We start from the raw sequence: 14,394 nt of genomic DNA on the forward strand, positions 1-14,394 counted from the left end.
AGCGGGAACCATAGATGCAGAACATATTCCAAGGAAGTAGGGAATTTGCGCGTCGCCATGAGCTGGACGCGCTTGCGCCGACACGAGCAGCTGTCGCAGCCCCAGCGCAGTTGGGCGAGTTGGGTGAGCTGGCGGCCATAGCCAAGAAAGAGATTCCGGGAGTTCGTATTTCGGAAACGGCTCTCGAGCAGTTCTGGAAGCATGATCAGCACTCCATATTCGCCTTTCGTAGTGGCGCAAATCTGCTCGGGGGCATAGCCTTTCTCTATTTGAATAGTAGCGGGATGGATGCGCTACTATTGGATGAGATCGATCTGACGCAGCCTTCGCGCGAATATCTCGCGGGCGCCGGTGAAGAAGTTGAGGCGATCTATGTATGGGCGCTTGCCGCCCGCGGTCGCGGGGCGGTTGCAATCGCCAATGTTGCTCGGTTCCTTCGCGGGCCGCGATTTGTCAGCGCGGATTACTATGCGCAACCATCAAGCCGAGACGGGCGCGCGCTCCTGGTGACGCTGGGCTTCAAACCCATCGCCAGCTTCCAGCCGGATCTGTGGTGCTATCAGCGGCCCTGGAATCGAGTGCCGTCGGCAATGCAGTCCACCCATGTTTCAGTACAGCGATCGTTGACGAGGAGTGTCGCGGATGCACGCCATTAGCTCCGTTGCAACCAACAAGGCGAACCCACGGGCGATATCGGTTCGCATCGCGCGCGATGCGAACGACCTCATGCTCGTGACGGCCATCCGTTCTGCAGTCTACCTCGCCGAGCAGGACTGCCCGATGGAAGAGGAGTTCGACGGCAACGACCTGGTTGCCGCGCATTTCATCGGCTTCATCGGCAAAGAGCCGGCGGGCTGCCTGCGGGTGCGCTTCTTCGGCGAATTTGCCAAGGTCGAACGGCTTGCCGTGCGTCACCAATATCGCCGCTCGCGGCTGTCCTTCAAGCTGGTGCAGGCCAGCGTCGACTATGTGAGACGCAAGGGTTTTCGCAAGATCTACGGTCAGGCGCAGGACCGGCTGGTCGACTTCTGGGCGCATTTCGGCGCCAAGCCGATCGGGCAAAATCGCAAGCTGACCTTCTCGGACTTTTCCTACACCGAGATGGTGCTGGAGCTCGAGCCGAGCGATGACGCGATCACGCTCGACAGCGATCCCTATGTGATCATCCGCCCTGAAGGCGATTGGGATCGGCCTGGCGTGCTCGACCTGTCGGCGGGCCGGCCGCCATCTTCCCCCTTGCGCGGCGTTGCGGCAGCACGACAATGAGCCAGCCCCGCGATATGGTCGACACCATCGAGCATGATCCGCCGGTGCTCATCTGCGCCGACCTGCAATGCGAATATCTCGCGGAAGGGCGCAAGCATCTGATCGCCGATGGTGACCGGGTCATGCCGCGCTGCCTCGAACTCATGACGTTGTGGCGCGACAATCTCTGGCCGGTGATCCATCTGAAGCGGATCGCGCAGGCGGCCTGGTTCAATCCCGCCTCGAACCTGACCAATTGGATTACGGAGTTGAAGCCGAATCCCGGCGAACTCGCCTTTGAGCATCCGCTCCCATCGGCCTACAGCTCCTCGCGCTTTGCCGAGTACATGGCCAATATGCGCAGCATCCGCTGCGTCGTGCTCGGCTTCTCGCTCGACGAAACCATCCTGTCGACCGTGGTCGACGGCTTTCATCGCAGCCATCGTTATCAGGTGGTGGGGGATGCCGTGGCCTGCCGCCGGCCGGGCATCGACGACGTCGCGTCCTACAAGCTCGTCGTCACCAAGGTCATCGGCAATTTCGCAGGCGTCGTGAAATGTGCCGACCTGACCGACGCAAGCGGTCAGGTCGCGGTGTAAGCGGACAGCCGATGGCGCAGTTACTTCGACAGGCGTTCGGCGAGTTCGATCAGAACGCGCCGATCGGAGGATTCTTTAATTTTGTTGAACGCAATGATGAGCCGCAGACCCTCGACGACGTTCAGATCCAATTGATGTTCGTGCAGCAGGCGCAGCAGCCTCTCTCCCCGCGATTCGCAATCGTCCGTGCTCACGCATAAGCTCCAGAAACGAGAAGGTCATGGCGACCCGAGAGGAAGAGCTCAAGGAATTGGCCCGCACTCTCCAGGCGGCCGTTGAAAAAGCGCGTGAGCTCAACTTACCTACTAGCGCCTATATTCTGTCAATGGCTGTTATCGAAGTTTCGCAGGCATTGGCCGCCAAACAGGGCCCGGAAAATGGGACAGATTAGTGGGCAGCCGATATTGGGATCACAGCGAACTCATTTGCGTACGTCGTATTTTGAGAAACGCTAGAATATATGAGAACGCAATGTCCAAATTCCGGACTTAGCGGCTTCGCAACGCGAAGTCCGGAATTGGACAAAAAAGTCTTTGATTCCAGTGTGGTTTGGCTCCGAAATGCGAGCGTTAGTTCCGAAATATGAGCATCAATATCTGAGCGGGAGGCCTTACCGGCGGGAGTGGGCCGTCATCCGATCTGAACCAGTAGACATGATTTGTAATGGATCTGTATTGACCCTTTGCATTCTGCAATAAACCAGCGAATTTACATCCTTTGGTGTTAACTGCCGCGATCGACCCGCACAACGCGACCTTTTTCGATCGCGAGCGCCAGGCGGCCATGCTTCAACGCCAATGCGGCCTCGCCGAACAAGTCGCGACGCCAGCCGTGCAATGCGGCGACATCGGCGTTGTCGTCGAGGGCGATCTGCTCGAGATCGTCGACGGTCGCGATGACCTTGCTGGCGACGGCGTGCCGCTCCGAAGTCATCCGCAGCAACACCTTCAGCAATTCGACGATCGCAGCTCCATTGGAGTTGTTGCGCGGCTTCTCGATCTTGGGCAGGCTGGCCGGATCGCGCGCCACTCCGCGCTGCACGGCGGCGACGATGTCCGCGCCCCATTTCGAGCGCTCGAAGCCCTTCGGCAGCGAACGCAGATTGCCGAGCTTCTCGATCGAGGTCGGCGCGTGCGTAGCGATGTCGCCGATCGCATCGTCCTTCAGCACGCGGCTGCGCGGCACGTCGCGGCTCTGTGCTTCCTGCTCGCGCCAGGCGGCGATCTCCATCAGGACCGCCAATTCCTTCGGCTTGCGCACCCGGGTCTTCAGTCGCTCCCAGGCCCGCTCGGGGTGGAAGTCGTAGGTGCGCGGCGAGGTCAGCACCTCCATCTCCTCGCTGACCCAGTCGCTCCGTTGCCGTCGCTTCAGGTCGGCATCGAGCGCGGCAAAGACATCGCGCAGATGCGTGACGTCGGCCTCGGCGTAGTGGATCTGCTCCTTGGTCAGCGGCCGGCGTGACCAGTCGGTGAAGCGGTGGGTCTTGTCCGGGCGATGGCCGGTGATGCGCTCGACCAGCTGGTCATAGGCGATGCTGTCGCCGTAGCCGAGCACCATGGCGGCGACCTGGGTGTCGAAGATCGGGTGCGGCACGATGCCGGCGCGGTGCCAGATGATCTCGATATCCTGGCGCGCGGCGTGGAAGACCTTCAGCACGTTCTCATTGGCCATCAGCGCGAAGAATGGCTTCAGATCAATGCCATCGGCGAGTGCGTCGATGACGAGCGCCTCTTCCGGGCTCGCCATCTGCACCACGCAGAGTAGGGGATAATAGGTGGTCTCGCGCAGGAACTCGGTATCCACGGTGATGACGGGATGCCGGGCGAGGCGGGTACAGGCGGCCGCAAGGTCCGCGGTAGTGGTGATCAAGTCCATGAATGATCCATGACGCGCTGACTTACGCCGTCGTCCGAAAGCGCTGATATGTCAAGGGTCTTGGGACGAATTCGGGGCTTGCATTTCGGCTGGATCAGGGCCAAGCGGCCGGGAAGTGCTCGTGGGAAGCGCCCGCAGGTTGAACCGGCTCCCGCTTGATCGTTACTGATTGCGCACGCGGCCTGATCGCCGGCGGCCGCAGGGCACGGCGAGTGCGATGACGCACAGCGCGATCATCGCCAATCCCATGAATTCGAAAACCAGAGCGTCCACCAGCCGATCTCCCGACAGATCGCGAGAATTGTCGGGGCTGCGTTGACCATTTCTTAAACGCACGATCCCGCGCGTCGCGATGGTGGACGCGCGGTTAATAGCTCCGTGGAGCGGATTGACGCCCGGACCGGTCGCTACGTGCCGCAGAATGTCTGCAGCACCCGCTCCTCGGGCTGCGGCGGTTCGGCATAGGCGGCGAATGCCGGCTGGTCCTCATAAGGCTTGGCCAACACGGTGATCAGCTCTTCGAACGGCGCGAAATCGTCGTCTCGGACTGCGGCCGCGATCACCGCCTCGATACGGTGGTTGCGCGGGATGAAGGCCGGATTGACCGCGCACATCGCGGCCTGCCGTGCCGCGGGGGACGTCTCGCGTTCCTCCGCGAGGCGCTGGCGCCAGCGCGGGGCCCATTCGTCGAACCCGGCCGGCTCCGCGAACATGGCCCGGACCTCGGAGGTGTCACCGCTGCCCGCGGCGTCACTCAGGCGGCGGAAGGTGCGGGTGAAATCGGCCTGGCCGGCGGTCATGACGTCGAACAGCGCCTGGGCCAGCTCGCGATCGCCCTCGCGCTCGGTGGCCAGCCCGAGCTTGCGCCGCAGGCCGGCCTGATGGGCCGACGTGAACTGCTCGGCAAAGCCGTCGAGTGCGGCTTCCGCCTGCTTGATCGCGGTCTCCTTGTCCTCGTCGAGCAGCGGCAGCAGGCACTCGGCCAGCCGGGTCAGGTTCCAGAGCCCGATCCGCGGCTGATTGGCAAACGCGTAACGGCCGAACTCGTCGATCGAGGAGAACACCTGCTTGGGATCGTAGGCGTCCATGAAAGCACAGGGGCCATAGTCGATGGTTTCGCCGGCGACCGAGGTGTTGTCGGTGTTCATCACGCCGTGGATGAAGCCGATCAGGAGCCATTGCGCGATCAGCCGAGCCTGCCGGGCGATCACGGCATCGAGCAGGGCGTGATAGGGCCGTTCCGAGCCGATGATCTCAGGGTAGTGCCGGGCGATGACATGATCGGCGAGCTGGCGGACGGCCTCAACGTTGCCCCGAGCGGCAAAATATTGGAACGTGCCGACCCGGATGTGGCTGGATGCGATACGCGTCAGCACCGCGCCGGGCAGGGCGCCTTCGCGGTAGACCGGCTCGCCGGTCACGACCGCGGCCAGCGAACGGGTGGTCGGGATGCCCATCGCATGCATCGCCTCGCTGACGATGTATTCGCGTAAGACCGGCCCGAGTGCGGCGCGGCCGTCGCCACGGCGTGAAAATGGCGTCGGACCGGAGCCCTTGAGCTGGATGTCGCGGCGGATACCGTTCCGGTCCACGACCTCGCCGAGCAGGATGGCGCGGCCGTCGCCGAGCTGGGGAACAAAATGCCCGAACTGGTGGCCGGCATAGGCCATCGCGATCGGCTCGGCGCCTGCGGGCACGGTCTTGCCGGCCAGGATATCGGCGCCCTCGGCCGTCTCCAGCTCTTTTGGGTCGAGCCCCAGCTCCTCGGCCAGCGGCCGGTTCAGCTTGATCAGTCGCGGGGCGGCGACGGGCGTTGGCGCGACGCGGGCGAAGAAATTGTCCGGCAGCGCGGCATAGGAGTTCTGGAAGGGGAAATGCACGGTCATAGCGGTAAAGATAGGCGTGGCGCGCCGGCTTTTCGAGCCCAAACGGCCGTCAGTTGAGCTATCCTGCGGCAGCTCAATTCGGCGGCAGGCCCGGCGGCGGCATCCCGGCCCGGCGAACCGCGCCTGTCTCCCGCGGCTCGGCCGAAAAAGGATGAGCGCATTCGGTTGCCGCGCGGGGTTCGCTCGGCTAAACCGGCCGCGCATCGGCTGGCGCCTGAAGGCGCGGCCGATTCCCTCTCCTCAGACGATCGAATTCAGGACGACCATGCATCGCTACCGGACCCATACCTGCGGCGCGCTCCGCGAGAGCAACATCGGAGAGACCGTCCGCCTGTCCGGCTGGTGCCATCGCATCCGCGACCATGGCGGCGTGCTATTCGTCGACCTGCGCGACCATTACGGCATCACGCAATGCGTGGTGGACCCGGATTCGCCGGCGTTCTCCGCGGCCGAGAAGCTGCGCTCGGAATGGGTGGTGCGGATGGAGGGCAGGGTGCGCCACCGTCCGGAGGGCACCGACAATCCGGAGCTACCCACGGGCCAGGTCGAGCTTTACGTTGCCGACATCGAGGTGCTGGGGCCGGCCGGCGAGCTGCCGCTGCCGGTGTTCGGCGAGCAGGAATATCCCGAGGATATTCGCCTGAAATACCGCTTCCTCGACCTGCGCCGCGAGAAGCTGCACAATAACATCATGCGCCGCATGGCGATCATCGATTCCATGCGCCGCCGGATGAAGGAGCAGGGCTTCTTCGAATTCCAGACCCCGATCCTGACCGCGTCTTCGCCCGAGGGGGCGCGCGACTTCCTGGTGCCGTCGCGCATTCATCCCGGCAAATTCTACGCGCTGCCGCAGGCGCCGCAGCAATACAAGCAGCTGCTGATGATGAGCGGCTTCGACCGCTACTTCCAGATCGCGCCGTGCTTCCGCGACGAGGACCCGCGCGCCGACCGCCTGCCGGGCGAGTTCTATCAGCTCGACATCGAGATGAGCTTCGTCACCCAGGAGGACGTGTTCGCGGCCATGGAGCCCGTGGTCCGCGGGGTGTTCGCCGAATTCGCCGAGGGCAAGCCGGTCACCGAGGTGTTTCCGCGCATTCCGTTCGCGGAGGCGATCCGCAAATACGGCAGCGACAAGCCCGACCTGCGCAATCCGATCGAGATGCAGGATGTCTCCGAGCACTTCCGCGGCTCCGGCTTCAAGGTGTTCGCGCGCATGCTGGAGGACCCGAAGAACCAGGTCTGGGCGATCCCGGCGCCGGGTGGCGGCAGCCGTGCCTTCTGCGACCGCATGAACTCGTGGGCGCAGGGTGAAGGCCAGCCGGGCCTCGGCTACATCATGTGGCGCGAGGGCAATGAAGGCGCCGGCCCGCTTGCCAACAATATCGGGCCGGAGCGCACCGCGGCGATCCGCGAACAGCTCGGCACCAAGGACGGCGACGCCGCCTTCTTCGTCGCTGGCGATCCGGACAAATTCTGGAAGTTCGCAGGCCTTGCGCGCAACAAGGTCTCAGATGAGCTGAACCTCGCCGACAAGGATCAGTTCAAGCTGGCCTGGATCGTCGATTTCCCGATGTACGAGTACAACGAGGACGACAAGAAGGTCGACTTCTCGCATAACCCGTTCTCGATGCCGCAGGGCGGCCTCGAAGCGCTGCAGACGCAGGATCCGCTGACCATCAAGGCGTTCCAGTACGACATCACCTGCAACGGCTATGAGATCGCCTCCGGCGGCATCCGCAATCACAAGCCGGAAGCGATGGTGAAGGCGTTCGAGATCGCGGGCTATGGCGAGCAGGACGTGGTCGAGCGCTTCGGCGGCATGTACCGCGCGTTCCAATACGGCGCCCCGCCGCATGGCGGCATGGCGGCCGGCGTCGATCGCATCGTGATGCTGCTCTGTGGCACCACGAACCTGCGCGAGATCTCGCTGTTCCCGATGAACCAGCAGGCCATGGATCTGCTGATGGGCGCGCCGTCGGAAGCGACGGTGAAGCAGCTGCGCGAGCTGCACATCAGGACCAACCTGCCGAACAAGTAGGGACGATCTTTTTCCGCTGCGGCCTGCTGCTGAGGTCTCAGCAGCAGGCCGCAGCGGCGAAGCGAGCCTACCGCCTCATGCCCGCGGGTCCGTATTCGTTGGGCTTGCAATGACGGTCCCCGATGACGCAAGTTGCCCCCTGCGTTGGTCGGCTCCTAGGATACGATGGTCGAGGTCGGGTCGCTTCAAGTTCCGTTCGCTCCCGCGGGCGCCTCTGGCACCTGCCTGACTTGGATTGCGAGCGTGCTCGTCGGCACGTGTTGCCTGTGGCTGGCCGCGTTTACGGGCCTGCTCGCACTGGCCGATCTGGTCCATGTCGACATTCCGCAAGAGCTCGCCCGAAAATTGCCGCTGTTGCAATCGCGCCCACATCTGATCTTTGCGGGCGAAAGCCGGACCGAGTTCGGGGTCGACCCGCTCCTTGCGGCGAAGCTCCTGGGGCAGCAGCCGGGATTTGCGGTCAACATCGCCTATGAGGCTGGTGAGCCTCTCGCTGTGCTCGGTGCGGCGCGAGCCTTCCCTGACGTATTTGGTGACGCGCATGTTGTGCTCAGCGTCGCGCCTTTCATCTTTAACGAGGGCGTGCGTTCGGCATCAGTCTATCCGCTCGATGTCGCCGCGCGGATGAATGTCTTCCAGCAACTGGCGACATTTCTGCCGCTGCGGGTCGGGACCTTGGTCCGCTACATTCGTGCCTCCTTTTCGGCACGCCTCGCCGAGGTCCAGGAAGTGGCGAGGCATGGGACGGTACCGCCGGGCGGCGGCGTCCTGATGCTGAGCGGAAGAGCCCCGGATTATCCAAATCTCGGGCGGCATCCACACTACGAGCACTGGGACATTTCGGGGCCGAAGTCCCGCGCCGCCGTCGAGGCCATGTGTGAGATTGCTCGCCTGTCGCGCAAGCTCACCGTCGTGGAGCCGCCTTGGATTCCGGGCGATCGCAGCGCCGATGTCGAATGGCTCCGTTACGAAGCAGAGACTCTGCAGCTACTCCGGCATGCTGCCGATCGCTGCGGCTTTGCGCTCATCCATATCCCTGCCATAGACGGACTGACCGCGGCCAAGTTCAGTGACGAGATGCACGTGAATAAAGACGGGATGCCGATCTATACCCGCGGCCTGATCGCCCGGCTCGCTCACTAGCACAATGCTGTTCTCCTCGTTCACATTCCTTTTTCAGTTCCTGCCGGCCACGTTGCTGGCCTTTGCCGCGGCGCGCCGCCACTCGCAACGCGCGGGCATCCTCGTTCTGCTGACCGCATCGCTGATATTCTATGGCGCCTGGAATCCGGCATATCTGCTGCTGCTCGCGGGTTCGATGGCCATGAATTTTACGCTCGGCCTGCTCATGGAGGACCGCAAGCGACGCCGGGTCGTCGGCATCTTCGGTGTCACCATCGATCTCGCACTGCTCGCATATTTCAAATATTCCAATTTCCTGCTCGACAGCCTGGGTGCAGTGACAGGCGCGCAATTCGCGCCGGCAAACGTCGTCCTGCCGCTCGGCATTTCCTTCTTCACCTTCCAGCAGATCGCGTATCTGGTCGACGTCATGCGCGGCGCGAAGGTGGAGCGCGACGTGGTGAGCTACGCGTTGTTCGTCAGCTTCTTCCCGCATCTGATCGCGGGTCCGCTGGTTCACCACGCGGAGATGATCCCGCAGTTCAAGCGAACGTCGAGCCACCGTGCGGCGGTGCTGGCTGCTCGGGCCGTGGCGATCTTCTCCGCCGGATTGTTCAAGAAGGTGATGATTGCAGATGAGCTGTCACAATTCGTGAGTCCGATCTTCACTCATCTGGATGCGGGCGGTACGGTGCCGTCACATTTCGCCTGGCTTGCGACACTCGCCTACACCTTGCAGATCTATTTCGATTTCTCCGGCTATTCCGATATGGCCATCGGGCTCGCGTTGCTGTTCGGCGTCCGCCTGCCGGTGAATTTCCGCTCTCCCTACCGTTGCCTCTCCATCATCGAGTTCTGGCGGTGCTGGCACATTACGTTGTCGCGCTTCTTGCGCGACTACCTTTACATCCCGCTCGGCGGGAATCGGCAAGGCAGCGGGCGCCGGTATCTCAATCTGATGACGACAATGCTGCTCGGCGGCCTCTGGCATGGGGCGGGGTGGAATTTTGTGATCTGGGGCGGGCTGCATGGTGCCTACCTCGTCACCAACCATCTTTGGCGGAAGCTGCGCGGAACGGATGGCAAGCCCAAAGCAGCAGCCACGCGCGTGCTGAGCTGGTCCGTCACTTTCGGAAGCGTCGTGCTTGCCTGGGTATTCTTTCGGGCGGCAACGCTGGGCGGCGCACTTCGGATGTTTAGCGGGATGTTCGGGTATCCGCTGGAGGGGCCTGCCTACGTTCCGTCCGGCGTGTTCACCACCTTTGGCCTGCCCATCTGGGTCGGCTCGGACGGCTTCTTCTGGCTCGGCGCTACCATGATGACGTCTGCGTTCGTCATCGCGATTGGGCTGCCGAACGCGCTGCAGATTCTGGGTTACCGGGAATATCGCCGTCCGCCCGAGCATGTCGGCACGCTCCGCTGGCGCCCCTCAGCCGGTTGGGCGGCGCTGGTTGCGGCGGCGCTGACGGTTTCTTTGTTCGGCATGTGGCAGCGACTGGAGTTCTTGTACTTCCAGTTCTAAACGGAGCAGGGCGGGCGGCCCCTGTCAGCAGCTCTTCTGCTGCACATGCTGGATGCAGGTACACGTCGCGGTCGCGGGGTATTTGACGTCGTAATAAGGATAGTTCGACGTGGTGGGACCGTTGGTCGAGCAGCGTGGAAACAGATAGTAGCTGTCGGACAGCGTCACGTTGCCCACGACCCCGGAGCCGAGATTGGGTTTATAGGTATAGGAAACCTCGCCCAGGATCAGGGAGATGTTGGCGTTGGTTGGCGTGGTGTTCGAGGTGAAGGCGGACAGTGTCATCGGCTGGCCGACGGGCCTCGCCGCGGTCGAATTGGTCGACTGGCTCCATTGCACGGTTGCATTGCCGTTGCCGTCGGTGGAGACCTCGGACACCGTGACCGTGATGAGCGGGCCGTTGCTGTCCGTCACGGGATATGGCGCCATGATCGAGGACGAAGCCTGAAGAATGGCTTGCATCTGAGTCGCAGTGACCTGCGTGTTCTGCGAAATCATGTCGGCGACGCTGTGCGAGGTCTCGCTGACCTTGACATTGATGGCCAGCCCGTTCCCGAGTTCGATGCCGCCGAGATACAGCAGCAGCATGAGCGGCAGCACGATGGCGAACTCCGTCGCCGCCACGGCTTTGGCGTCGGTCCATAGCCCCCGCACTCGGAATGACAGGCCGGCGAGCATATCTGACTCCTTAAGAGGACGGCTCATTCTGGAACGCAGCGGAGGCCATGAGCAGCCTGTTGCCGGTCGACAGATTCGAGAGATTGAAACCAAGTGGCCCCAGCATGACCGGCCAGACGTACATCACCCGGAGAACGACGATATCGCCGGCGTGGCCGGCGTTGAATTGCCAGCTGTTGCTGACGTTTCCGTTGCTGTCATAGGTCAGCGTGGGCATGCCCGTGTTGGTTGACGACCACGAATTGGCGACTTGCAAGTCGACCATCAAGCTGTTGCAGTCGAAGAAGATGCGGATATTGCCGCAGACCTGCTGCTTGAAGGTTGCCTGATCCATGTTCTGCGTCTGCACCTGTCCGGTCATGACAAGGCGCGCGGATTGACTCGCGACCGTCTCCAGCAGCTGCTGAGCGAAGAAAACCAGGAAGGTTTGAAAGAGTGCGATGATGAGGGCAAGGAACGGTGCGGCAACCAGGGCGAATTCGACGGCCGTCGCACCCTTGCTGTCCTTGACGAAGGCGGTGCAGCTCTTGCTGCGCGCCTTCGCCGATGTGAGGTCCGGTGCAGTCATGGGCTGATCCTACTGCACGAGGCTGGCCGTGCTTGATGCGACCTTGAGGAAGAGGTTCGTCAGCGCGGTCGAGATGTCGCCGCCGGTCTGAACGTCGGCGAAGAAACCGGGCGAGGCGCATGATTGCAGGTTTTTCGCGATGGTGCCGGTTGAGGACGAAGGCTCGTCGTACGGGTCTACCCAAGTCATATACCAGTTGTCGGTCACCGGGATATTGGGGGTCTTGAGTTGCAGGTACTCGGTGTAGAGGATCGCGATCTTGATGCCTCGGTTCTTGATGGTCGTGCAGATCGAGGTGTCGAGCGGCTGCTGGCATCGACTGTTGGAGGCGAAGGTGCCGTTGGGGCAAGTTGCGGAGATTTTGTCTTCGAAGCCGTCGGTGACCAGGAAGATCACCTCCTGGGGCGTATCTCCAGACGTGTTGCTGCCAAGACCGGGAGTAGGCATGCTGTTGTTGAGGCTGGTGAGCGCGCCGGCGATGTTGGTCCCGTTGTCGGTCTTACAGTTGCTCGTCGTGACGACGCAGTTCTGGTAGACGACCGGCATCAGCGCAATGTTTGAAACTGAGGTTCCTGCCGCCGTCGGGGTGGTCAACGAGGCCAGTGTGTTCAAACCCAAGTCGAACGTATAGAGGGCCGCTTTATAGGTGGTGTTGTTCAGGGCTGACATGCACTGCATGACGCCCCCCGATACGCCTGGCTGCGGACAGTTCGACCACGAATTGAGCAACTGGTTGACGGCGCTCGTCACGAGATCGATCCGCAAGGTGATATTGTTAGCTCGTGCGATCGCGAGGTTATCCTTGGTCCCGCCGTCGTGAGCGATATTGGTTTCATGACAGGCGAAGCCGCAATTCTGCGACGATGTCGCTTTCTGGTATTTGGGTGCGGTGTAGGCGATAAGGTTGCTGATGTCGGTCGCAGTCGCGCCGATCCCCATCGACGGCGAGTCATCCAGCAGCAGGTAGAAATTCATGTTGGGCGCGCTCGAGGCTTTAGCCACAGCGGAGCCCTTGAGCTGCCACGCCGGAGTCCCGAGGAGGGACGGGAAATTGTTGATGGATTGCGCGGTATAGGCAACGGTGATGGTGCGCTGCAGGCCGGAATCGGTGACCGTGATCGTGGGCGCCGGCACGGAGACCAGACCGGGAAGATTCGCCTTCGCCGCAAAGACGGCCGCTGCTGTCTGCTGGACGACGGTGGCGTTTGTCTGATTCAACATTGCCGGCCTGACGGCGGCGATCGCCGCAGCATCGGCGGCCGCGTCCAATTGGCCCTGCTTGCGCACAGCCTGGGTGTAATCGAGCGCCATGCCCAACAAATAGATCGTCGGCACCATCATCAGCGCGAATGTGATGGCGACGTTGGCCTCACGATGTCTTGCGAAGCGCAGCACCAAGCCGCGTAGCATTGCTGTCACCCTCATTGCCGTTCCCGCGGGAGACACTCGTCTGTGGCACGGTCCCGATTGCGGATCGGAGAAAGCAAACAAGCTTCCGCCGCCGCTCACCTCGCGGCAAAGCGGAACTATGAGGATGCGCCATTAAGCAATGCTTACTTGCGTTTTGGGAATATCGGTCCGCTGAGATGTCGTTGGGCCAGGCGGACGACCGTTGTTAAGGGAGTCTAAAACGGATTGGTAGGATTTTAGGGGCCTAGGCTGGGCTGCCCGCGGCCGGCCGGCGATGCGGCAGCATGCGAGTCAAAACGTCGTCGCGGCGGACTACGTGATGAAACAGCGCGGCGGCGACATGCAGCCCGACGACAGGCCACGCGATCCATTTGCCGACGAAATGGTGGATGGCATCGACCGGCGGCTCGAAGGTCTCCCAACTGATCCCCAGCCCGTCTTCGATCCAGCCGAACAACATGGTTTCGCGGAAGCTTGCCACCTTGAACAGGCCGAAATCGGTGCTGGCGTCGGTGCCGATATAGCCGGTCAGCGGCAGCAGGATCAGCAAGCCATACAGTCCCGCATGCGCCAGCTGAGCGAGCCGGTGTTCGACCGCAGAGCCGTGCGGCGGCTCCGGCTGCACATTGATCAGCCGCCAGAACAGGCGCGGCAGAACCGAGAAGCCCACGAAGAGTCCAAGCACCCAATGGATGTTGAGAACCGGCAGGGATTCATCCGAACTATCGTCCATGAACCAGATGACGTAGTAGACGACGATATAGGCGGCGATGAAAGCGGCGGCGCTGGTCCAATGAAACAGCTTGGCCAAGGCACCGAACTCGAATTTCGTATTCTTCCATCGCATGACGTGTGTCTTTCAAGATTGCACGGCCATTCTCCGCTGTCGTCATTGGACGACGAACTCTGGACCGCTGCGCAGCGAGCCCGATACAGGGGAGGACCATGGGCGCGTATCTGGCGTGCAGCTATAGCCGACGCGACTGACGCTTTGTTGAAGAGGGAGGCCGCAACGCGGCTTTTCCCATCAAACCGATCTCAATTCGTCGTTATCAGATCCCCGTGTTCGATCAGGCGAGGATGCGCGGTGCGGCAGTTGCCTTATCCCCGCTATTGGGTGTGCCGGTCGGCTCGATCAGCAGGATGTGCACTTCGCCGCGGGCTACCGGCCGGTGTTCGATCCCTCTTGGCACCACGAAGACCTCGCCGGGATTGAGGGTGACGGTGCGATCCCGCAGCTCGATGTCGAGCGTGCCCTTCAGCACCAGGAAGAAATCGTCGGTGTCGTCATGCTTGTGCCAGTGGAATGGCCCTTCGAGCTTGGCCACCATGATGTCATTGTCGTTGTAGGTCGCGACCGTGCGCGGCGAGAAGCGGTCGGTGAACGTTGCGAGCTTCTCGGCGAGATTTGCGGGGGTGTTCATTGTGCTGGCCTGGCTGGAATCCGAAAG

The 14,394-nt window shown here is 62.2% G+C and carries 15 protein-coding genes; 7 read left to right on the forward strand and 8 right to left on the reverse strand.

Annotation, left to right across the window (positions count from 1 at the left end; genetic code table 11):
• Positions 1 to 14: 14 nt before the first annotated feature.
• The 3 genes from QX071_RS15300 to QX071_RS15310 are packed head-to-tail and all read left to right on the forward strand — an operon-like array spanning position 15 to position 1,844.
• Positions 15 to 656 carry a hypothetical protein gene (locus tag QX071_RS15300; RefSeq protein ID WP_315703544.1) on the forward strand — a complete coding sequence of 214 codons (642 nt, stop codon included), beginning with the start codon at positions 15 to 17 and terminating at the stop codon, positions 654 to 656.
• The gene (locus QX071_RS15305) at positions 643 to 1,266 is read left to right on the forward strand and encodes a GNAT family N-acetyltransferase (protein ID WP_315703545.1); all 624 of its coding nucleotides are present in this window, start codon (positions 643 to 645) and stop codon (positions 1,264 to 1,266) included. The genes QX071_RS15300 and QX071_RS15305 overlap by 14 nt, the downstream gene beginning before the upstream one ends.
• Complete coding sequence (locus QX071_RS15310) at positions 1,263 to 1,844, forward strand: isochorismatase family protein (protein WP_409977507.1); 582 nt, start codon at positions 1,263 to 1,265, stop codon at positions 1,842 to 1,844. Before QX071_RS15305 ends, QX071_RS15310 begins: the two co-directional genes overlap by 4 nt.
• Positions 1,845 to 1,864: 20 nt before the next feature.
• On the opposite strand, the gene QX071_RS15315 is transcribed toward QX071_RS15310, so the two are convergent.
• A complete protein-coding gene (locus QX071_RS15315) occupies positions 1,865 to 2,038 on the reverse strand; it encodes a hypothetical protein (RefSeq protein ID WP_315703546.1) in 174 nt (57 codons plus the stop codon).
• A gap of 26 nt (positions 2,039 to 2,064) precedes the next feature.
• Between QX071_RS15315 and QX071_RS15320 the strand changes: the two genes are divergently transcribed.
• On the forward strand, positions 2,065 to 2,235 hold the full coding sequence (locus QX071_RS15320) for a hypothetical protein (protein ID WP_315703547.1): 171 nt from the start codon (positions 2,065 to 2,067) through the stop codon (positions 2,233 to 2,235).
• Between the two features lie 332 nt (positions 2,236 to 2,567).
• On the opposite strand, the gene rnd is transcribed toward QX071_RS15320, so the two are convergent.
• Positions 2,568 to 3,719 (reverse strand): ribonuclease D, encoded by a 1,152-nt coding sequence (gene rnd / locus QX071_RS15325; RefSeq protein ID WP_315703548.1) that lies wholly within the window; start codon positions 3,717 to 3,719, stop codon positions 2,568 to 2,570.
• A gap of 407 nt (positions 3,720 to 4,126) precedes the next feature.
• Entirely contained in the window at positions 4,127 to 5,605 is a 1,479-nt protein-coding gene (locus QX071_RS15330) for a protein adenylyltransferase SelO (RefSeq protein WP_315729169.1), read from the reverse strand.
• A gap of 265 nt (positions 5,606 to 5,870) precedes the next feature.
• Here QX071_RS15330 and aspS point away from each other — a divergent pair, with 265 nt between their 5' ends.
• The 3 genes from aspS (at position 5,871) to QX071_RS15345 (ending at position 10,287) form a co-directional block, all read left to right on the forward strand.
• Positions 5,871 to 7,643: an aspartate--tRNA ligase gene (gene aspS, locus QX071_RS15335; protein WP_315703550.1), complete on the forward strand. Its 1,773-nt coding sequence runs from the start codon at positions 5,871 to 5,873 to the stop codon at positions 7,641 to 7,643.
• A 243-nt stretch (positions 7,644 to 7,886) separates the two neighbouring features.
• Positions 7,887 to 8,786: a hypothetical protein gene (locus QX071_RS15340; RefSeq protein WP_315703551.1), complete on the forward strand. Its 900-nt coding sequence runs from the start codon at positions 7,887 to 7,889 to the stop codon at positions 8,784 to 8,786.
• A 4-nt stretch (positions 8,787 to 8,790) separates the two neighbouring features.
• Positions 8,791 to 10,287 carry an MBOAT family protein gene (locus QX071_RS15345; protein WP_315703552.1) on the forward strand — a complete coding sequence of 499 codons (1,497 nt, stop codon included), beginning with the start codon at positions 8,791 to 8,793 and terminating at the stop codon, positions 10,285 to 10,287.
• Between the two features lie 24 nt (positions 10,288 to 10,311).
• Here the strand turns inward: QX071_RS15345 and QX071_RS15350 are convergent, their stop codons facing one another.
• The 5 genes from QX071_RS15350 to QX071_RS15370 all read right to left on the reverse strand — a co-directional run bounded on the left by QX071_RS15350 (position 10,312) and on the right by QX071_RS15370 (position 14,367).
• Positions 10,312 to 10,965: a TadE/TadG family type IV pilus assembly protein gene (locus QX071_RS15350; RefSeq protein WP_315703553.1), complete on the reverse strand. Its 654-nt coding sequence runs from the start codon at positions 10,963 to 10,965 to the stop codon at positions 10,312 to 10,314.
• 10 nt (positions 10,966 to 10,975) lie between these two features.
• Positions 10,976 to 11,533 carry a TadE/TadG family type IV pilus assembly protein gene (locus QX071_RS15355; RefSeq protein ID WP_315703554.1) on the reverse strand — a complete coding sequence of 186 codons (558 nt, stop codon included), beginning with the start codon at positions 11,531 to 11,533 and terminating at the stop codon, positions 10,976 to 10,978.
• A gap of 9 nt (positions 11,534 to 11,542) precedes the next feature.
• Complete coding sequence (locus QX071_RS15360; RefSeq protein ID WP_315704262.1) at positions 11,543 to 12,943, reverse strand: pilus assembly protein TadG-related protein; 1,401 nt, start codon at positions 12,941 to 12,943, stop codon at positions 11,543 to 11,545.
• A gap of 244 nt (positions 12,944 to 13,187) precedes the next feature.
• A complete protein-coding gene (locus tag QX071_RS15365; protein WP_315703555.1) occupies positions 13,188 to 13,790 on the reverse strand; it encodes a cytochrome b in 603 nt (200 codons plus the stop codon).
• A 223-nt stretch (positions 13,791 to 14,013) separates the two neighbouring features.
• Positions 14,014 to 14,367 carry a cupin domain-containing protein gene (locus QX071_RS15370; protein ID WP_315703556.1) on the reverse strand — a complete coding sequence of 118 codons (354 nt, stop codon included), beginning with the start codon at positions 14,365 to 14,367 and terminating at the stop codon, positions 14,014 to 14,016.
• Positions 14,368 to 14,394 lie beyond the last annotated feature (27 nt).

Origin of the sequence: Bradyrhizobium sp. SZCCHNS1022, assembly GCF_032484835.1 — a bacterium.
In the GTDB taxonomy this organism is placed as follows: domain Bacteria; phylum Pseudomonadota; class Alphaproteobacteria; order Rhizobiales; family Xanthobacteraceae; genus Bradyrhizobium.